This window comes from Gelidibacter pelagius (assembly GCF_017581925.1).
Lineage (GTDB): Bacteria > Bacteroidota > Bacteroidia > Flavobacteriales > Flavobacteriaceae > Gelidibacter > Gelidibacter pelagius.
This window is the reverse complement of record NZ_JAGEVG010000011.1, coordinates 1-21,010: the sequence shown is the minus strand read 5'-3', so window position 1 is coordinate 21,010 and position 21,010 is coordinate 1. Positions and strand designations below refer to the sequence as shown.

Annotated in this window: 20 protein-coding genes and 1 pseudogene; 13 read left to right on the top strand and 8 right to left on the bottom strand. The window is 36.6% G+C overall.

Going from position 1 to position 21,010, the window contains the following annotated elements; all coding sequences use genetic code 11:
* The first annotated feature begins 50 nt into the window (after positions 1-50).
* The 11 genes from J4051_RS10430 to J4051_RS10380 all read left to right on the top strand — a co-directional run bounded on the left by J4051_RS10430 (position 51) and on the right by J4051_RS10380 (position 9,778).
* The gene (locus J4051_RS10430; RefSeq protein WP_208233815.1) at positions 51-1,169 is read left to right on the top strand and encodes a diphosphomevalonate/mevalonate 3,5-bisphosphate decarboxylase family protein; all 1,119 of its coding nucleotides are present in this window, start codon (positions 51-53) and stop codon (positions 1,167-1,169) included.
* Positions 1,170-1,235: 66 nt separating this feature from the next.
* A complete protein-coding gene (locus J4051_RS10425) occupies positions 1,236-1,583 on the top strand; it encodes a four helix bundle protein (RefSeq protein ID WP_208233814.1) in 348 nt (115 codons plus the stop codon).
* A 37-nt stretch (positions 1,584-1,620) separates the two neighbouring features.
* Positions 1,621-2,550: a mevalonate kinase family protein gene (locus J4051_RS10420; RefSeq protein WP_208233813.1), complete on the top strand. Its 930-nt coding sequence runs from the start codon at positions 1,621-1,623 to the stop codon at positions 2,548-2,550.
* Between the two features lie 60 nt (positions 2,551-2,610).
* Positions 2,611-3,513 carry a geranylgeranylglycerol-phosphate geranylgeranyltransferase gene (locus J4051_RS10415; protein WP_208233812.1) on the top strand — a complete coding sequence of 301 codons (903 nt, stop codon included), beginning with the start codon at positions 2,611-2,613 and terminating at the stop codon, positions 3,511-3,513.
* A gap of 67 nt (positions 3,514-3,580) precedes the next feature.
* Positions 3,581-4,492, top strand: a complete 912-nt coding sequence (locus J4051_RS10410; RefSeq protein WP_208233811.1) for a pseudouridine synthase — start codon at positions 3,581-3,583, stop codon at positions 4,490-4,492.
* 413 nt (positions 4,493-4,905) lie between these two features.
* A complete protein-coding gene (locus J4051_RS10405) occupies positions 4,906-6,315 on the top strand; it encodes a type III PLP-dependent enzyme domain-containing protein (RefSeq protein ID WP_208233810.1) in 1,410 nt (469 codons plus the stop codon).
* Between the two features lie 72 nt (positions 6,316-6,387).
* On the top strand, positions 6,388-7,332 hold the full coding sequence (gene speB, locus J4051_RS10400; RefSeq protein WP_208233809.1) for an agmatinase: 945 nt from the start codon (positions 6,388-6,390) through the stop codon (positions 7,330-7,332).
* Positions 7,316-8,299: a deoxyhypusine synthase family protein gene (locus J4051_RS10395; RefSeq protein WP_394368912.1), complete on the top strand. Its 984-nt coding sequence runs from the start codon at positions 7,316-7,318 to the stop codon at positions 8,297-8,299. Before speB ends, J4051_RS10395 begins: the two co-directional genes overlap by 17 nt.
* Before the next feature lie 2 nt (positions 8,300-8,301).
* Entirely contained in the window at positions 8,302-8,661 is a 360-nt protein-coding gene (locus J4051_RS10390) for a hypothetical protein (RefSeq protein ID WP_208233808.1), read from the top strand.
* A gap of 205 nt (positions 8,662-8,866) precedes the next feature.
* On the top strand, positions 8,867-9,280 hold the full coding sequence (locus J4051_RS10385; RefSeq protein ID WP_208233807.1) for a VOC family protein: 414 nt from the start codon (positions 8,867-8,869) through the stop codon (positions 9,278-9,280).
* Between the two features lie 135 nt (positions 9,281-9,415).
* A complete protein-coding gene (locus J4051_RS10380) occupies positions 9,416-9,778 on the top strand; it encodes a hypothetical protein (RefSeq protein WP_208233806.1) in 363 nt (120 codons plus the stop codon).
* Positions 9,779-9,786: 8 nt separating this feature from the next.
* Here the strand turns inward: J4051_RS10380 and J4051_RS10375 are convergent, their stop codons facing one another.
* The 5 genes from J4051_RS10375 to J4051_RS10355 form a co-directional block, all read right to left on the bottom strand.
* The gene (locus J4051_RS10375) at positions 9,787-11,205 is read right to left on the bottom strand and encodes a mannosyltransferase (protein ID WP_208233805.1); all 1,419 of its coding nucleotides are present in this window, start codon (positions 11,203-11,205) and stop codon (positions 9,787-9,789) included.
* 720 nt (positions 11,206-11,925) lie between these two features.
* A complete protein-coding gene (locus J4051_RS10370; protein ID WP_208233804.1) occupies positions 11,926-13,416 on the bottom strand; it encodes a cellulose synthase family protein in 1,491 nt (496 codons plus the stop codon).
* Positions 13,413-14,105, bottom strand: coding sequence for a glycosyltransferase family 2 protein (locus J4051_RS10365; RefSeq protein ID WP_208233803.1), 693 nt, complete (start codon positions 14,103-14,105; stop codon positions 13,413-13,415). The genes J4051_RS10370 and J4051_RS10365 overlap by 4 nt, the downstream gene beginning before the upstream one ends.
* 245 nt (positions 14,106-14,350) lie before the next feature.
* The gene (locus tag J4051_RS10360) at positions 14,351-15,949 is read right to left on the bottom strand and encodes a 4Fe-4S binding protein (RefSeq protein ID WP_208233802.1); all 1,599 of its coding nucleotides are present in this window, start codon (positions 15,947-15,949) and stop codon (positions 14,351-14,353) included.
* A gap of 66 nt (positions 15,950-16,015) precedes the next feature.
* Entirely contained in the window at positions 16,016-17,314 is a 1,299-nt protein-coding gene (locus tag J4051_RS10355) for an NAD(P)/FAD-dependent oxidoreductase (protein WP_208233801.1), read from the bottom strand.
* A 91-nt stretch (positions 17,315-17,405) separates the two neighbouring features.
* Between J4051_RS10355 and J4051_RS10350 the strand changes: the two genes are divergently transcribed.
* Together J4051_RS10350 and J4051_RS10345 are read left to right on the top strand one after the other, a co-directional pair.
* Complete coding sequence (locus J4051_RS10350) at positions 17,406-18,428, top strand: glycoside hydrolase family 113 (protein ID WP_394368911.1); 1,023 nt, start codon at positions 17,406-17,408, stop codon at positions 18,426-18,428.
* Entirely contained in the window at positions 18,425-19,189 is a 765-nt protein-coding gene (locus J4051_RS10345; protein WP_208233800.1) for a metallophosphoesterase family protein, read from the top strand. The genes J4051_RS10350 and J4051_RS10345 overlap by 4 nt, the downstream gene beginning before the upstream one ends.
* 45 nt (positions 19,190-19,234) lie before the next feature.
* On the opposite strand, the gene J4051_RS19200 is transcribed toward J4051_RS10345, so the two are convergent.
* The 3 genes and pseudogenes from J4051_RS19200 to J4051_RS10330 form a co-directional block, all read right to left on the bottom strand.
* Entirely contained in the window at positions 19,235-19,552 is a 318-nt protein-coding gene (locus J4051_RS19200; protein WP_208233799.1) for a hypothetical protein, read from the bottom strand.
* A gap of 62 nt (positions 19,553-19,614) precedes the next feature.
* Complete coding sequence (locus tag J4051_RS10335) at positions 19,615-20,172, bottom strand: hypothetical protein (RefSeq protein ID WP_208233798.1); 558 nt, start codon at positions 20,170-20,172, stop codon at positions 19,615-19,617.
* 11 nt (positions 20,173-20,183) lie between these two features.
* Positions 20,184-21,010: pseudogene (locus J4051_RS10330) on the bottom strand (hypothetical protein); the annotation flags it as partial.

Genomic DNA, 21,010 nt, shown 5'->3' with positions numbered 1-21,010 from the left:
TTTGGATCTGTCTTTTTTTTAAAAAGGCTGTATCATAAGATAACTAGCAGATGACCGAACGCAATTTTATACCAAATATATACAACGCCACCTTAGAAAAAGGAAGTGTCACTTGGCAATCGCCCAGCAATATTGCTTTGGTGAAATATTGGGGAAAGAAAAAGGATCAGATTCCTGAAAACCCTTCCATCAGTTTTACCTTGGATCATTGTAAAACCATTACTACCATCGAGTTTTCTAAGAAAGATAATCTTGAAAATTTCGATTTTGAAGTGTATTTGGATGGTGAGAAGAAAGACGATTTCAAACCTAAAATTCAGACTTTTTTCGAGAGGGTAGAAATATATCTGCCGTTTTTAAAACAGTATCGGTTTATAATAAAAACAGAAAACACTTTTCCGCACAGTTCAGGGATTGCTTCCTCCGCAAGTGGCATGAGTGCTTTGGCCTTATGTTTAATGAGTGTTGAAAAGCAACTGATAGAATCTGATGTGATTGTAAGTGCCGTTGAGGAAGATTTTGATGATGCATATTTTAATCAAAAAGCATCTTTTTTGGCGCGTTTGGGATCAGGAAGTGCGTGCAGAAGCATTGAAGGCGATTTGATAGTTTGGGGCAAAACCAAATCCATAGGAGGAAGTACGGATTTGTTTGGGATAAAATACCCTTATAAAGTTCATGAGAACTTTAAGGAATACCAGGATACTATTTTATTGGTTGATAAAGGTGAAAAGCAAGTAAGCAGTACGGTTGGGCATAACCTCATGTATGACCATCCTTATGCACAAAATAGATTTGAACAAGCGCATCAAAACCTTGAGAACCTTAAGGGGATTTTGGAGTCGGGAGATTTAGCAGCATTTAATGCTTTGGTTGAAAGTGAAGCCTTGACCTTGCACGCCATGATGATGACCAGTATGCCTTATTTCATCTTAATGAAACCCAATACTTTGGAGATTATCAATAAAATATGGGAATTCAGACAAAATACAGGTTTAAACATCAGTTTTACATTGGACGCGGGAGCTAATGTACACGTGCTTTATCCTAAAAAGGAAAGCCAAGAAATCCTGCAATTTATTCAGAGAGAGTTGGTTGCCTATTGTCAGAATGGACATTATATTTGTGACCAAATTGGTTTTGGAGCACAATTAATTAAAAATGAATAATTTATAATTAATAATGTCAGAGGGAATTGTGTATATTGGTTAACACGAATCATTAAATCTCTTATCATGAAAGCAAACATTATTAAAGACAAAAGCTTCAAATTTGCCGTTGATATTGTAAATCTTTATAAAGATTTATCTGGTAACAAAAGAGAATATGTCATGTCAAGACAACTCTTGAAATCAGGAACTTCAATAGGCGCAAATGTCAGGGAAGCTGAATTTGCTCAAAGCCGAGCTGATTTCACTAATAAAATGTCAATTAGTCTTAAAGAAGCCAATGAAACTGACTATTGGTTGGATTTATTGCATGCTACTGATTTCTTGGGTGCGAAACAATTTCAGGAATATAAGCCTAAAGCACAGGAGATGTTGCGATTATTAGTGAGTATTGTAAAAACTTCTAAAGAATAATCATTAACTTTGCATTATTAATTTTTCATTAAAAAAAATGAAAGGACCTCTATTTTACTCTAAAATCCTACTTTTCGGCGAGTATGGCATCATTAAAGATTCCAAAGGCTTATCCATTCCATATAATTTTTATAATGGTGCGTTAAAAACTGACGGGCTTGACTCTGAAAACGCTATAAAATCCAACAATAATTTAAAAAGATTTGTTGATTATCTTAAAGGCATCAGTCCTGAATTGGTGACTTTTGATTTTGAAACTTTAGAAAAAGATGTCGATGCGGGCATGTATTTTGAATCTTCAATTCCACAAGGTTACGGCGTTGGGAGTAGTGGGGCTTTGGTAGCTGCTGTTTATGATAAGTATGCACACGATAAAATTACCGTTTTAGAGAATTTGACACGTGAAAAGCTATTGGTTCTTAAAACCATTTTTTCTGCAATGGAATCGTTTTTCCACGGAAAATCATCTGGTTTGGATCCGTTGAATAGTTATTTGAGTATTCCTATTTTGATTAATTCAAAAGATAATATAGAGGCTACTGGGATTCCTTCGCAAAAAAGTGACGGAAAAGGTGCCGTGTTTTTATTGGATAGTGGCATGATTGGAGAAACAGCACCAATGGTCAGTATTTTCATGGAAAATATGAAACAGGAGGGGTTTCGAAGAATGTTGAAAAATCAATTTATTAAGCATACAGATGCATGTGTGGACGACTTTTTAAAGGGTGATTTTAAATCATTGTTTCTCAATACAAAAAAACTTTCAAAAGTGGCATTGAATCATTTTAAACCCATGATTCCACAACAGTTTCATGCGCTTTGGAAAAATGGCCTCGACACCAACGATTATTATCTGAAATTGTGTGGCTCAGGTGGTGGCGGTTATATCTTAGGATTTACGGAAGATATCGAAAAAGCGAGGCAGTCTCTTAAAGATTACAAATTAGAAGTGGTTTATAATTTTTAAACTCATGTTCTTCCGAGACATCTGGTATTGCTCTTGCCTAACTGCTTTAACCATGTTTTTATGCTAACCAGAAAACAAAAACACTTTCTGCTCAAGTTTTTTAGCATGTTTTCTGTCATAAGAGGCTATAACATTCTAATTATTGTCATTGCACAATATCTGACTTCCATTTATATTTTGGCACATGATAGGCCTTTGAGGGAGGTGGTGCTTGATCTGAATCTGTTTATGTTGGTTTTATCATCTGCTTTTACCATTGCAGGAGGCTATATCATCAATAACTTTTACGATTCAGAAAAAGATCTGATCAATCGCCCCAATAAATCCATGTTGGACAGATTGGTAAGTCAAAACACAAAACTGTCCTTTTATTTTGTTCTGAATTTCTTAGCGGTTGTGATGGCCAGTTACGTGTCTTTTAATGCCGTCATTTTCTTTTCATTATATATTTTCGGAATTTGGCTGTATTCTCATAAATTGAAAAAATTGCCATTTATTGGCAATCTGACCTCTGCAATTTTAACCATAACACCATTTTTCGCCATCTTTATTTACTATAGAAATTTTGAAACAGTCATATTTTTCCATGCCATGTTCTTGTTTTTAATAATTTCAATGCGTGAATTGACCAAGGATTTAGAGAATATCAAAGGCGATTTGGCTCAAAGTTATCATACTATTCCTGTTGTTTATGGAGAGCATGTATCAAAGGCAATGTTGACATCTTTGGCGCTTTTCACATTAATTCCTACGCTCTTGCTCGTCACATATTTTGACATTGGCGAGATGAACTATTTTTTTTATTTTAGTACGTTCTTATTGCTTGCGTTCATTGTGTTGTTGTGGAGGTCAAAAACAAAATTACATTATCTCATATTGCACAACATTCTAAAATTTATCATTGTGGCAGGAGTTTTTAGCATTGTATTGATCAATGTAGATGTGGTGCTGAATAGGATTTGAGAAAATCGTAAATTGAAAGCTCTTAAATCGGTATATAATAAAGTATCTTTGCGTAAAATTTCAAGTCATGAGTAGACATCAAGGGAGTAGTGGAAAAGGAAAATCATCCGGAAGAGGTCAGGATAAAAGCAATGGGCCAACTTCAGGAAGAGGGCGTGATAATTCTAAAGGAAAGAGTTATTCTAGAGGAAATGCTCCAATGAGAAAAGTTACCAAAGACAGTTCCAAACCAACTCCAGATAAAAAATCTCCAGTCAAAAGGTCCAATACGACCGAAATAAGACTTAATAAATACATTGCCAATTCTGGTATTTGCTCGCGTCGCGATGCTGATATGCACATCGCTACTGGAAGTGTGACCGTCAATGGAAAGATCATCACCGAAATGGGCTATAAAGTCAAGTTGGAAGATGACGTCCGTTTTGATGGAGCGCGTATTAGTCCTGAGAAAAAAGCCTATGTTTTATTGAATAAACCAAAGGGATTTGCTACTACCACAAGCGAAGGTAAAGGGAGAACGGTAATGGATTTGGTCGCCAATGCGACAACATCCCGTATTAAGCCTATTGGTCGTTTGGGTAGAAACTCATTGGGATTGATCTTATTTACAAATGATGAAGCTTTGATGGATAAGTTTACCAATTCCAAAAATGGCGTGCCACGATTGTTTCAAATAGAATTGGATAAAAATCTAAAGTTCGAAGACCTTAAGAAAATCCAAGATGGATTGAAGATTGATGGTAAATTGGTGACTGTAGAAGAAATCAGCTTTGTTGCAGGCGAATCGAAAAATCAAATTGGTCTGAAAATCAAGAACACCGGAAGTAGTATAATCCGTTCTATCTTTGACCATTTAAATTATGAAATTATTAGAGTAGACTGTGTGGCGATTGCAGGCCTGACCAAAAAAGATATTCCTCGTGGCCACTGGAAACATCTAACCGAACAAGAAGTCAATACGTTGAAGATGCTGTCTTGATAAGAGTTTCAGGTTTCCCGCCTTCGCAAAAGCTACAGAAAGGGAAGCGAACCTACTAAACATCTCAAAAATCCAGCAAAGTTTAACGGCTACAAGAACACCATTCATATTTTTAGCTAATGCGCCTTGTTTTATAAAATTTTTATAGTTCTTTTGCACTTTATTTAGCTGAACCCTTGAACCGTGTTTCTATGTTTGGGCTTTTGGATTTTAAGAAGTCATTTTCAAAAGCAACTTATCAGATAAGTCACCAAATTTTAAAGCTTACTTCTAAATTATCTGAATGGAAACACCTTGTTATCGTGTCTGTTCCTTCGCATCAACAAATCCAAGTTTGATACTTTCATTATTTATCAGGAAATTAGTACTCTAATTGAATTTTTTTTCAGATTTTTAAACCTTAATATATCATAATGAATACAAAATATATTGATCTCATCAATCAAACCTTTTATTTTCCACAAGATGAATTTAAACTGGAAGATAAAACCCTTCAATTTCACGATATTGATTTGATGCAATTGGTGGAAGATTACGGTACCCCTTTAAAGTTTACCTACCTCCCTCAGATTTCAAATAATATTGGTCGTGCCAAGGATTGGTTTGCGAAAGCCATCAAGAAACATAAATATAAAGGCAAGTACCACTATTGTTATTGTACCAAAAGTTCGCACTTTAAACATGTGTTGAATGAAGCCTTAAAAAACGATATTCATATTGAAACCTCGTCTGCCTTTGATATTGACATTGTTGAAAAACTTAAGGAAGAAGGTAAGATCAACAATAAGACTTATGTCATCAGTAATGGCTTCAAGCGTGCACAATACGTTACTAATATTGCACGATTGATTAATAACGGTCATAAGAATTGTATCCCTATCATTGATAACTATGAGGAAATTGATTTGCTGTCTCAGGAAATCAAGGGCAAGTTCAATATCGGCATCCGAATAGCTTCCGAGGAAGAGCCGAAATTTGAGTTTTATACCTCTCGTTTGGGCATTGGCTACAAAAACATTTTACCATTTTATAGAAACCAGATCAAGGACAATAAGAAGGTGAAACTGAAAATGTTGCACTTTTTCATCAACACAGGAATTCGCGATAATGCCTATTACTGGAATGAGTTTTCCAAATGTTTGAAAGTATATGCCAATTTAAAACGTATTTGTCCGTCTTTGGACAGTTTGAACATTGGTGGCGGATTTCCAATTAAAAATTCATTGGCCTTTGATTTTGACTATGAATATATGGTGGACGAAATCATTAATCAAATCCAAGAGTTCTGTGAGCAAGAAGAAGTAGAAGTGCCAAATATCTTTACCGAGTTTGGAAGCTTTACTGTCGGTGAGAGCGGTGGCGCTATCTATGAAGTGCTTTACCAAAAACAACAGAACGACAGAGAGAAATGGAACATGATCAATTCATCGTTCATTACGACGCTTCCAGATACTTGGGCCATTAACAAACGCTTTGTGATGTTGCCAATCAACCGTTGGCATGATACTTATGAGCGCGTACTTTTGGGAGGCTTGACTTGTGATAGTGATGATTATTATAACAGTGAACAGCACATGAACGCTATTTACCTTCCTAAATACAATAAGGAAAAACCTTTGTATCTTGGGTTTTTCAATACCGGTGCGTATCAGGAAACTATCGGCGGATTTGGTGGATTGCAACATTGTTTAATACCTTCGCCAAAACATATTCTGATTGATAAGGATGAAAACGGTAAGTTGACCACTAAAGTTTTTGCAGAACAACAGAAAAGTGAAGACTTACTTGATATTTTAGGATATAATGACAACAACGGAAACTAATTGTTTCTGAAGATTTTATATATAATATGACCCATTGCCTTATACCTTTAAAACAATTATAATTATTACAAAATGAACAGTAATATAACGTATGCCGGAATACCAGAGGAATATTCCAAATTAGAAACTGCTAAAATCGTACTGATCCCTGTGCCTTATGATGGTACAAGTACATGGCAAAAAGGTGCAGACCAAGGTCCAAAAGCTTTTTTGGATGCTTCTGAAAACATGGAATTGTACGATATTGAAACAGAAACTGAAGTTTACAAACAAGGTGTTTATCTTGCAGATGCCGTGACAGAGAATTCATCTCCTGAAAAGATGGTGGATGCTGTGCATCAAACTGTAAAAAAGTATATTAAGCGCAATAAGTTTGTAACTGCATTTGGTGGTGAACATTCGATTTCTATTGGTACCATTCGCGCTTTTAATGAATGTTTTGATAATTTGACCGTGCTTCAAATAGATGCACATGCTGATTTGCGTAAAGAATATCAAGGCAGCAAATGTAATCATGCTTGCGCAGTTTATGAAGCAAGTCAAAACACCAATTTGATTCAAGTGGGTATTCGCAGTATGGATGCTATTGAAACCACGGTGATGGACAAGGAAAAAACATATTTTGCCCATGATATGGTCAATGATGAGTTTTGGATGGACAGCGCTATTGATCAAATGACGGAAAATGTGTTTATCACCATTGATTTGGATGCATTCGACCCTTCCATCATGCCTTCAACCGGAACTCCTGAGCCGGGTGGCTTGTTTTGGTACGAGACTTTGGATTTTTTGAGAAAGGTATTTGAAGATAAAAATGTGGTAGGATTTGACATCGTTGAGCTTTGTCCAGATCCAAAAGAAAAATCATCCGATTTTCTGGCTGCCAAATTGTATTATAAAATGTTAACTTATAAATTCTTGGACGACAATGTAGAAGATGGTTACGAAAGTAATTTTAATGAAACAGGTTCAAGCACAAACAAATTTTCTAAATTCGACAATGATGACGACAACTAATAAAGGAGAAATTTCTAAATTTATTGAAAAATACTATCTGCATTTCAACGCGGCTGCATTGGTAGATGCTGCGCAAAGTTATGAAGCGCAATTGGCAAAGGGTTCCAAGATGTTGGTGTCTTTGGCAGGCGCAATGAGTACGGCTGAGATAGGTAAAATATTTGCAGAAATGATCCGTCAAGATAAAGTACAGATTATTTCAAGTACAGGTGCCAACCTTGAAGAGGATATCATGAATTTGGTAGCGCATTCACATTACAAGCGTGTGCCAAACTATCGTGATTTGACACCTCAAGATGAGTGGGATTTGATGGAAAAAGGCTTAAATAGAGTAACTGATACGTGTATCCCAGAAGAGGAAGCTTTCAGACGTTTACAAAAGCATATCTTTAAAATCTGGAAAGATGCTGAAGATAACGGAGAACGTTTTTTTCCACATGAATTTATGTACAAAATGTTACTGAGTGGTGTGCTTGAGCAATACTATGAAATTGACATAAAAAATTCTTGGATGTTTGCTGCAGCAGAGAAAAATTTACCTATAATTGTACCAGGTTGGGAAGACAGTACCATGGGTAATATTTTTGCCAGCTATGTTCTTAAAGGAGAATTGAAAGCCAGTACCATGAAATCGGGGATAGAATATATGACGTTCTTAGCAGATTGGTACACGGATAATTCTGAAAACGGTATTGGATTCTTCCAAATTGGCGGCGGTATTGCGGGAGACTTCCCAATATGTGTGGTGCCAATGTTGTACCAGGATATGGAGCGACCGGATACACCATTTTGGAGTTATTTCTGTCAGATCAGTGATTCGACTACAAGCTATGGATCGTATTCAGGAGCCGTACCTAATGAAAAAATAACTTGGGGAAAATTAAATATTGATACCCCGAAATTTATAATAGAAAGTGATGCTACTATTGTTGCACCACTTATATTTGCCTATATATTAGACATGTAATTATGAGTAACAAAAGAGACAATCTAAAGCGTGTAATCGTCGATTTTAAAAAATTGACACCAGAAATTCTCTCTTTGTTGGTTGAAAAGTACCCTGACGGTTATGATGATGATAATATCATAACTTTCAAAAACGCCAACAATGAAATTGTAGAAGCTGTGGAAGTGACAACTAGCGACACAAAGTATTTGGTGAAAGTCAGTACTAAACTTCAGTTGACCATGGAGAACTATGATGAAGATGATTATGAAGAGTTTGAAGAAGATGATCCGGATGCGGTGCAAGACCCAGAACTGGGTGAAGTTGATCCTGATTTAGAAATGGATGATGTAGATGTTGATGAAGACGAAGACATAGACTAGTTGTAGATTAAAATACAATGCCATGAACTATTTTCATAGCTCATGATATCATATTGACTTAAAAGTTGCCCAAAACGGGCAACTTTTTTTGTACAAGACATTTGAGATGTAATTGAAAATAGTTATGTCAAATATAATTGTGTGTCAAAAAATAGCTTAACTTTAACATATACGATATTAATAATTAGGTGAAAATAAAGAACTTATGGCAACACTATTTCATCTCGCCTTACCTTGTGTAAGCATCAACAAAACAAAAATATTTTATAAAGAAGTTCTTGGGGCCGAAATCGGACGTTCCTCTGTAAAATGGGCAGACATCAATTTGTTTGGTCATCAAATTACATTTACCGAATGTGGACCTTTTAAATTTGACTCTAAAAGTTATAATTTTAATGGTGATATTTTACCGTCGTTCCATTTTGGAGTGATATTGAAAGAGGACGGCTGGAACAAGGTTCTTGAACGATTGAAATCTCAAAATGCGCCAATTTTATCACAGGTCAAGTTTTTAGAAAATAAAACCGGAGAGCATCGGTCATTCTTTGTCAAGGACCCGAATGATTTTACGGTAGAATTTAAATGTTTTACTGAGTTATCAGATATTTTCAACGGTTGATAAATAGATTCCTATAGACGTTATTCTCAATTGATGTCCACGTGCAGACTTCGTCAGAATGAGGTTGCTAAAAGTCCGGACTTGATGTGGCAAACTTCCGAAAAACGAACAGTTTCTATCCTAAATTGAAATATCATGAAAACGAAAATTTTAATGGCAACGTCTGTCTTATGCCTTTTTTTAATGTCCGTACAAACTTTTAAATCACACACATACCATCCCACCTCACAAGATTTAAAAATAGTGGGCGTTTATGACGGCAATGAAGGCTATGGCTATAATTTTATTACGACGCATAAAGATGACGGCTCCGAATTTACCATGACCTTCCAAAAGATTGAGGAAGCAGTCCTGAAGGAATTTGATCTGGATGCCGAATTATTTGTAAATCAAAAATTTGAAGTGACCTATACCTCAGATATAGTAGTTACCAAAGACGAAAATGGCTTTGACGATGAGGTGGAAGTTTTGACGATAACCCATCTCAAGGAATTATGATCACAACATCATTTTATTTGAAAGACTGCCTTAGGGCGGTCTTTTTTTATGAAGACTTCCCAAATAAAAACGGAATAAACTACGATGTACTCTAAACCTACAATCCATAGGTTTTCTGTATTCTGTGCATTGGCGTAGGCCAGATAGCTCAGTATAATCATGAAAGACCAAACCAAGGGAAATTTGTAATTTGTAAATACAGATAAGATGACGAGTGTTGCCAAATACCAAGGATGGACCGTTGTAGAAATAAAAAAATAGATACTTGCCGCAAAAAGCATACTCACTAGGAGTTGTTTAATACTTGTATTTTTCCGGAAGAAGGTCAATATTAGAAGTGCAAAAACAGTTAGTATTGGGATAAATTTACCGATTATTGCAATTTCATTGTAGCTTGTGAGCCTATAACCAATCTCCCGTGCAATATAATAAAGACTTGCGTTGAATTCGAAGGTGCTGAACCAGAGTCCTACTGTTTCTGCATAATTATGGATGAAATCTGAAGAATAGAAAGGTGCAAACAAAAGTAAAGTAGTGATACCAATGATGCCATAAAAGCCTATGAGTTTTGCAAAATTGAGTAGAGAAGCGGGTTCGATTTTACTTGTCTTATCTGCGATAATTTCATTCTTCTTATTTTGCATGAAATATTGAAAAAATAGGAGCAAGAACAATAATGGAATCAATTTTACCGACACGGATAGCGCAAAGATGATCGCCGCAGTTTTCCATTTGCCCAAATGCAAAAGATATAAGCTTAGGATTAGAAAGAAAATCATGATGCCTTCAAAATGTAAATTTCCCGTCAATTCAATGATAATAAATGGATTGAGGATATACCAGAAGATGTTATGCACAGGTGCTTTTAGACGCTCTAACAGCTTTTTTCCTATATAGAGTGTTCCTATGTCGGCGGCAATGATGAATAGTCTAAAAACGAATGCTGAGCCTAAAATGCTCTTCCCTGAGAATAGCGCGGCAATCATAAATATGAATTGTTTTATAGGTGGGTAATTGGTAAAGTGGCTGGCGTTAAGTGCGCCCATGCCTTGATAGAGTTCTTGAGCCTGTGCGACTGGAAATTCACCAATACTTATAAATGATTGTGGTGTAAAAAGATAAGGGTTAAATCCTTCGATAATCATGCGCCCATCCCAAATAAAGCGGTAAAAATCTTGCGAAAGATTTGGGGTGGAAAATAGAAATACAACTCTTAAAAGAATTGCAAAAACCACTAAAAGCTTAAAGTTGCCTGAGTGTTTTTTTACTAACAGATAGAATAAAACAAACAGTAGTGCATATAATACGATGAGTTTGGTATATTCTGTTCTGACCAAATCATACGCAAATACCGCATATAGGATAGCACTTGCAAGTGCCAAAAGGATAGGGTTTTTATTTGATTTTAGAACTGTTGTGTTGAACATTAAGCGCTATAAATAGTCCATCTTCAACAAGGAAGGTCTGGATTCAGTTGACGTTGCAAGATAAGCTGTTTATTTTGATGTCATATAAAAAGACCTGAAGGGTTTTTAGTTTGACGACATCTATTTTCCTTTATAGTTCTCAAATAGCGTTAAACAAAACACATAGGTACCACTAACTTTAACCTTTAAAAATTTAGACACGTTCCGATAGCTGCCGGAATCACGAATTTTCACGGATTCTTTCCCGGAAAGTTGTGAAAGAATATTATGATATCTACTTCACAAACCTGACTGCCGTCAGGCAGGTGCAATGGACTTTCAGTCTGTTTTTAAAACTCCAGCCAGAACGTTTTTTGGACGGCACTTTAATCTGTAGTGGTTTAGTTTGATGCAAAACCGAAACAGTATTATTCAGTCCGATTTTAAATTTTAAAGACCGCATAAACAGTGCTTAATGTTATTAGTCTTGATTCTTTTTTCTCTTAGCGCAGCGGTCTTGCTTTCTTTTTCGGAGAGTATTTATTTCAAGCTTATAATTTTGTTGACCGACGAATTTGCGTTAGCGATAGAAACGGCATCCTTTTTAGGCCAGGGACTGACTGAAAGGAAGCCACTGGCCTAAAAAGATATAGTGGATAGCGCGACCTGAGGCCCAGCTTTAATTTGTTGGTTATATGAATTGTAGGTTGGCCGAAAGGGAACGCCCAAATGAAAATCCAACTATACCTTAGAAGTCAACGATTGAAAGAAGACATACCCGAACCCTACAAAAAGCATGAGGTGGAACGGGAAGAGCCCGAAATCTCCACCTTGATCGCCAATGACGAAGGCAAGATAAAGACCAAACCCGAAGTAGAGCATGAGGGCACCTTCAAAAATGACATTCATGGAAACTTTTTTACGCAAATATTTATTGCCTTTCCATGTGTCTTTTAAAGTACTGATATTAAACTTTGGTGTCCTGATGAATTCACTACGTTTGCCAATATGACCTTCAATAACGGCAATTGAGTTATGGAGTGAAAAGCCCATCGCAATGGAGAAGAACGTGAAAAACAAGAAAACATAACTGAAGAAGTTCTTAAATCCAGCGCCATAAATCTCACGGAACATCATCCAATAACAAACAAAAAAGATGATGGTGCTCAACACGAAAAAGCTCATAAAATAAAAATAGAACCTTAAATGTGCATACTCGTTTTTAATATAAAGCATTGGAATGCTCAAAATGGCCACCAAAAAAACATTTAAAAACATGGTACTATTCAATAGATGCAACAGACCGTGAAGTTTGGTTTTTGGGGAAATGTTCTTGGATGTCAAGACACGCCACATCATTTTTCTGAAATTCTCAGCGCCACCTTTGTTCCAGCGGAATTGTTGCGAACGTGCTGCACTGATGACCACGGGCAATTCGGCAGGTGTTTCAACATCTTCCAAATATTTGAATTTCCAGTTTTTAAGTTGTGCTCGGTAGCTTAAATCCAGATCTTCCGTAAGTGTATCTCCTTCCCAGTTGCCCGCATCAAGAATACAGGCTTTACGCCATACACCAGCGGTGCCATTAAAATTGATAAAATGGCCCTTACTGTTTCGGCCAACTTGCTCTAAGGTGAAATGTGCATCTAAAGCAAAGGCTTGAATCTTTGTAAGTATGGAATAATTTCTATTAATATGTCCCCATCGGGTTTGAACCACTCCAATTTCCTCATCTTTAAAATAAGGGATGGTTTGTTTCAGCCAATTTGGTTTTGGGAGAAAATCGGCGTCAAAAATGGCAATATATTCACCTTTAGCGATTTTTAAACCTTCCTTTAGGGCGCCTGCTTTAAAACCACTGCGATCGGTTCTTCGGATATGTTGAATATCCAAGCCGGTCTTTTTAAGTCTTTCAACATGTTCGGCGGTGGTAATAACGGTTTCGTCAGTAGAGTCGTCAAGAACTTGAATCTCCAATTTGTCTTTAGGATAATCCATCAAGGCGATGTTGTCCAAAAGCCTTTCCATAACGTACATTTCGTTATAAACAGGAAGTTGGATGGTGACAAATGGTATTTCTTCTGGATTGGAAAAATCAAAAAGTTCCGAAGTATCCTTGTTCTTTTTAGCAGATAAATAATTGAATAACAGATTGAGTTGAGCTAGCGCATATAATAAAATAAGTAGGAGAGCAATGGTGTAAACAACTATTATTAAGGTTTCTAGAATCATTTCTTAAAACTATATTTAAAAATCCAACCTAGGATTTTTACGCCCGCAAAGATAGTACCTTTTATGGTTCCTGATACTTTAGAGACCCCAATTCTTTTTTTATATTTTACAGGAACCTCAATATACGTTAAATTTTGTTTTAGAGCTTTTAATTGCATTTCAATGGTCCATCCATAAGTTTTATCCTGCATCTTTAAATCGAGAAGTTTTTGATATTTTATAGCTCGAAACGGACCGAGATCAGTGAATTTTGCGCCAAATAGAATTCGCATTAAAAAGGTGGCCAGCCAGTTTCCAAAATGTTGTTGAGGTGTCATGGAGCCTTTTTCCTGTAAGCGGTTGACTCTTGAGCCTATGACAAAATCAATATTATCTTCAAGTATTGGCGCGACTATTTGGATCAATTCTTCGGGATAATCACTATAATCACCATCCATAAAAACGATAATCTCTGGCTCTTCAGATAGGGTGGAAACATATTCCATTCCCTTTAAGCAGGCATAGCCGTAGCCCATTTGAGGTTGATATAAAACTGTGGCACCTGCGTTTTGGGCCACTTGGGCCGTTTTGTCGGTGGAATTATTGTTGACGACAATTACTTCATCGACAATGGATGGAATGTCCTTGATGACGAGCGCAATGGAGTCTGCTTCGTTATAAGCGGGAATGATGACTTTGATATTGGGCATTTGACGTTTTAAAGTTGGGGCACAAAAGTAAGAATAGTTTATTGAAACTGGGTATAATGGTTACACAGAGGAACGCAGAGTTTTGCACAGAGATTCACAGAGATTTTATTTGAGTGACACTGAGAATCTTGTTAGAAAGCAATAACGAATGTCAAACTGCAAACTGAGACTGAACACGGCGACGGAAAACTGAGGACTGCCAACTGAGGACTGCCAACTGAGGACTGCCAACTGAGGACTGAAAACTATCTCTGATTCACCAAATCCATCAAATCCACATCATTCCCCAATAAAATATCATTACTGTTGATACGTCCTTTTATGGAATCGTTTTCCAATTTCAGAACACCTCTTGGGCAAACTGCTGCACAGATACCGCAACCTACACAGCTGCTTCTAACAATATTTTCTCCTTTTTGGGCATAAGCCCTTACGTCAATCCCCATTTCACAATAGGTGGAACAATTACCACAAGAGATACATTGGCCGCCATTAGTGGTAATTCTGAATTTTGAAAACAAACGCTGCTGGAATCCTAAAACTGCGGCCATCGGACAACCGAATCGGCACCAAACGCGGTTTCCAAAAATAGGGTAAAAGCCTACGCCTATCACACCTGAGAAAATCGCTCCGATTAAAAACCCGTATGAGGATTGAAGCGTATAAGATTTTACTAAAAAGACATCTTTGGTACCGCTAAAATAATGCATGCCTATGAGTACCATGATGATTACAAAATAACCAATGGCACCATATTGGGCATCTTTTGCCAATTCTTTGCGCTTGAAGATCATGACCAAAGCAAATACGATTGTTAATAAACCGGCAACGCTGAGTAGAAAAACATCCTTAGTTAACCAATACTTACTTGAATCATTCCCTAAATAGGAATAAATCACTGCGGTAGTCATGAGTGTTACAAAAACAACGACACTATGAACCACCCAACGTTCAATTTTCCAAGCCACTTGTGTTTTATCGCTCAAGTGTCTGAACGGATCTCCAGCAGTTTCGGCAAGTCCGCCACAACCGCAAACCCAGGAACAATACCAACGTTTTCCGTATTTATAAGTCAAAATTGGCGTAATAACGAATATGGATACAATTCCAAAAATTAAGAAAGCCAATCCGATATCTCCCGCTTCAATCATGGAGTCCACTCGGTATTTATCGAAATTATAATAATTAAGGGGCCATATATTTTTTAGGTCATAATACGGAAGGCTAAAGGTTTCTGAATTTAGTCGCGCCATAAATTCGGGAATCAAAAAAGCAAATGCCAATTGAAAGAACATTACAGAAACCGTTCTTAATTGTTCATATCTATTCTTGCGGTACTTCAGCATGAACTTATAACCAAAAACTAAAATCGCCACGGTATATAATGTTCCATAAACAAACCATTGGCTGGCTGGTCCGCCGTTCAATAATTGGCTTAGAGGGTCGAATAATGCCACCAAACCGCTATTTGCTTCACCTTTGGCTGCCAATCCAAGCCACTCGGCCTTAAAATAAAGCACGATATAAAAAAGAGTGAGTACAATGCCCAATATCCATCCCCAAAAACCTCGTGATGCAATGGATTTAAACCAGACACCGTCATTTTGAATCCCCGCTTGTTTTGTTAAATAGGCGTTGTTAGAAAATATGATGGTCCCCACAGTAATCATCCCCAATGATAAGGATAGGAACAGGGTTTTATTTGGGAAATCAACATTGAAAAAGGCCAATATCATAATGAAAAGACCGATAATTCCAATGGCGACTCCAAATTTTTGCGTTTTGGAAAGTGCTTGCGAATCGGGTTTGGCAAGAGACATGCTCGGATTTAATTTATTGCTCATGATTGATTTCTTATTGGTTAGACCTGTCAGGTTTTAAAAACCTGACAGGTCTTGATATTAGTAGTATTAAGCCATCCTAAATCGTTCAGAATAACTCTCCAAAATCTCTGATTCAAAAGTTTTATAAAATTCAGGATCGAAATTGGCTTCCTTCAAATGTTCCATGACATATTCTGCTGAACGTTTTTCGGTCAGCCATTGGTCAAAGACCTCGTGCTTCATTCGGATGCCGAAGGTGTTAATTCCTAAAAACTGATTGGTAGCGCTCTCATATTCTATAGTAATACATTTGGTATCATCTTCATGTTTCCAATGAAAATGTTCATTGCCTTCATTTGGTTCCGGAAAAACCCAACCGTAGGTTTGATATTCGATATCAAAAAACTTAGCAGAATTGAACCAGTGTCCGGGATTGTATTTCATTCTATTACCGCAAATGGTTTGAGCAACGGTTTCGCCCATCATTCTACCCGTGTACCAAACCGCCTCAACGGCTTTTCTATGGCCAATGGGCTCTCGTTGTTGGGCGCAATCGCCAATGGCATAGACGTTTTCTATATTGGTTTCCAAAAATCGATTGATCAAAACTCCTTGGTCAGTTTCGATGTTTGTCCTTTTAACCATCTCGATATTTGGAGAAACTCCGGGTGTCAATCCGACCAGATTACATTTAATAACTTCACCAGTTTCTTCGACAACAACAGCATTTGCACGTCCGTTTTCATCCGAGTGAATTTCTTTAAGATTAGATTTTAATCGCAAATCAATTCCGTGGCTTAAAATATGTCGGCTGATCATTGAAGCATCACCAACCGGCAAGATATTGTCCCAAAAATGATCTTCACGGACTAAAAAAGTAACTGGAATCTTTCGGGTGTGCAACATTTCGGCTAATTCCACACCAATCAAGCCGCCACCAACGATTACGGCATGTTTACAAACTTCTTTATTGGGGGCGAGTGTTTCCAGTAAATCCACATCCTGTTTGCTGTACAGACCTAAAACGCCTTCCAAATCTTGACCTTTCCAGCCAAATTTGTTGGATTTGCTACCCGTGGAAATAATTAATTTATCATATTGAAGCGTATCGCCATCCTCAAAATATAAGGTGCTACTTTTTGTTTCAATATTTTTAATAAATCCAAATTTTAGATCGATCCGATTTTTTTTCCAAAACCAATCCTCATAAGGTTTTGTGTGCTCATATTTCATGTGTCCCATATAAATATACATGAGGGCGGTGCGTGAGTAGAAATGTTCGGTTTCGGCAGAAATTATGGTGATTTTGTGATTGGACAGTTTCCGAATATGTCTAGCGGCAGTAACGCCAGAAATTCCATTTCCGATGATAACGATATGTTCCATTTTGAGCCTTTAGAAGTAGTTTGTCGTAGGTTTTTCGTAAAACTTAATTTTTTAATTTCAGTTTGTTTAAATTTAGGAATAATTAAATGGTATGGGAATGATTTTTCGGTTTTTATGTTTTGCATCTCTTTGTTTTATGCTTTCGTGCAGTGCGACCGTTGAAAGACCGGAAAAGATTAACGGTGTCAGTTATGTGGCCTCAAGAGATAGCATTGATCAACAGCATATTGATCCTGTGGTCCATCTCGGTGCTAATTACGCAGCAATTATGCCTTTTGGGTTTGTTAAGGAATTGGAACATCCGGAAATTACTTTTAATAGCGATAGACAATGGTTTGGGGAAACTGAAAAAGGGGTGAAGCAATACGTCGAAATCTTACATAGAAACCAAATTAAAGTGATGTTGAAACCACAAATATGGGTCTGGCGTGGCGAATTTACTGGTTTTATCAAAATGGCACATGAAGCCGATTGGAAGCTTTTGGAAAATTCGTATTCCGATTTCATCCTTGCTTATGCAAGAGTTGCCCAAGAAGTCAATGTTGAAATTTTTTGCATCGGTACAGAATTGGAAAACTTTATTGATGAACGACCTTCTTATTGGAAGCAATTGATTGTTGAGGTAAAGAAAATATTTAAAGGAAAGCTGACCTACGCAGCCAATTGGAATGAATACGAACGTACACCATTTTGGGACGATCTTGATTATATTGGCATTGATGCCTATTTCCCGATAGATTCGAAACAATCACCAACACTTGAAGATACAAAAAAAGGATGGCAAAAGCACAAATCTGAAATGAAAAATTATTCGGTAAAACATAGCAAACCGATTTTGTTTACCGAATTTGGATATCGAAGTATTGATTTTGCAGGACGGGCACCTTGGACGGTAGATCGCGTCGATAAACAGGTCAATCTTGAAGCACAGGCAATTTTGACCCAAGCCCTGTTTGAAGAGTTCTGGCATCAGGATTGGTTTGCTGGCGGTTTTGTCTGGAAATGGTTTCATAAGCATGACGCTGCTGGTGGGAAGGACGACAATCGATTTACCCCACAGAACAAACCTGCAGAGGAGGTCATTCGCACATTTTACAAAAAGTATGATTTATGAGAACATTGGTTATTGGGGATATTCATGGCGGATTGAAAGGTTTGAAACAACTGATGGATCGGGTAAAAGTTGCCGAAGAAGACCGATTGATTTTTATGGGCGATTATGTGGATGGATGGAGCGAATCGGCACAGGTCATTCAGTATTTGATGGTGTTGTCACAATTGAAAGAATGCATTTTTATAAAAGGAAATCATGATGTGTGGTGTGAAAAATGGTTGAGAACCGATAAACCGGACAAAATTTGGTTAGATCACGGCGGGAGGGGAGCCATAGAAAGTTATAGAAGTTTTTCTAAGGAAGAAAAGAAATTACATCTGAAGTTTTTTGAACAAATGAAATTATATCATTTGGATGAACAGAACCGCTTGTTCGTCCACGGTGGTTTTACCTCTAAGGAAGGAGTAGAGAAAGAAAATTTGGAAAGCACCTTCTATTTCGATCGGACTCTTTGGGAAAGGGCATTGCATCTGGACAAAAAGGTTGATGAAAATTCCGATTTGTTTCCAAAACGTCTAAAACTTTATAACGAAATCTATATTGGGCATACACCAACACTTTATTTCAATTCCGAAGAACCATTACAAGCCATAAATGTTTGGAATGTGGATACAGGTGCTGCATTTTATGGCAAATTGTCGGCGATGGATATCGATTTAAAAGCGGTTTTTCAAAGTGACGCGCTAATGGAATTATATCCTAATGAAAAAGGAAGAAATGACCGTTCCTTAAATCAGATTTTAGGAAAGCGCACGCCATAACGCATCTGTTGAAAAGTTATATTCTGGTAGACGCCGTGTGACATGTTATTTTTTAGATTTTATCGGATACATAGTCTGTCTGACAAAGGTTTTTGGAAAATCATCTTCATCGTCAAAACCAAGTTCAATGTCCCTTCCGTCGTGTGGCACATGATGTGTGTTGAATATATAATCCCACAGGCTTAAAGTCAGTCCATACCAACATAAAAAAGCACAAGTCATGTGCAATAGGATATCTATGGACAGAAATGAAGAAAACCAAGTGAAAACGTTGAAAAACAGGGAGGTGGAGCTGAAAATCCAACCTGTACTTTTATTCTGTAATAGTAAAGCAACCAAATTCTCCCAAACAGGAGGAACCAACTCCTAAAAACACATCTTAAACCCAATCAATCCTCATATTAGGCAAGCTGACCAACACCGGTTCAATTAACCTTGCATTCATGTTGGGTCGTACCGACTATACGAATGTTTAGTTGTTTTAGGCAGTATTTATTGTTTCTATCTTTTGGGTAAAAGTATTCAAACTTGGAATACACCCAATCAGTTTCATAATTTACAATACTGTTGCCTTTTTTTGAAACAACAATAACTTTCAATATTGAATGATTTATGGGTGCAGGAGGTTTGAAACCTTTTTTATTCATAATTTTATTTGATGCATTCAAATACTCTTGATATTCTATAACTAGAAGCTCATTTACTTTTTTAAAATCAATTTCTTCAAATTTACTAACTGGAAAGCTATCTTTTTTATGCTCTGTAGGTTTGTATTTGAATATTTGGTTATCAATTTTAAAAATAATTTCGCCACTTTTTGTTTTTTGCAATTCGTTTGTACACTCATTAAATATGTAGACAATAGGTCTCAATATCTTTTCTCCATCTTTATAGAGTTTATAATATTTTGAATTATTATACTCTTGAGAAAAACTGAGAAAATGAATAGTAAAAATTAAGAAAAATAGAATTTTTGATTTCATGTATAAAAATATTAGTTACAGTTTGATGCTCCATTAAAAAAATGAGTATTGAAATTACTTAAAACTCTATCTTTTTCAGATTGAGTTAAAACATCCCATGCAATTGATGTTACTCCATTTTCCAGTATTCGTAACCCAACCCAAGATAAATCTTCATGTATCTGTCTGGATTTACTAGAATCATCAAATTCTTCAATTATATCTGCAATCGTTTCACGATAGTGAGAAGCCATTTGATTGTGATTCCATGTTGGTTTATAACGTTCAATATAATAGTCATAGATTCCAGGGAAATTGTTTCTCAAACTGTTAACATAAGCTACTTGTTCTTGCTGTGTCATATTTGCAGGGTCTAAATTACCTTTTTGGGCAGCCGAAAGCATTTTCCTAAATATTTCTGCGTGTATCATTTCGTGAGCAAATGCTACCGCACCTCCCAAGTCAGAAATATTACTTAATTGAGTATTACTAAACTCTACAGTTGTATTAAAATTATTTGGGGGCTTAGTAATTCCATAATTTCCTGAAGGAAGTGTATTGTTAATTTTAAAGGATAAATGACTTACTGGAAACTCTCCATCAAATTTTTTGATTGCATTTTTAAAACCAGTGCTAGAAGATAGTAATTTATTATAAATGCAAAGAGCTTTACCCTCAAGAGAGTTTATGATCTCATCCTCAAAATTCACCTCCCCAGCATCTGCCCATGCGTCTATTGCCGACATTGCAAAACTCTTTGCCCTTTCACTAAAATCATTTGCAATGAGATAATTTAAAACATCTGTTTTGCTGTTTTCATTTAGATTGTTAAACGTAGAAAGTTGCAATCCATTTAGGT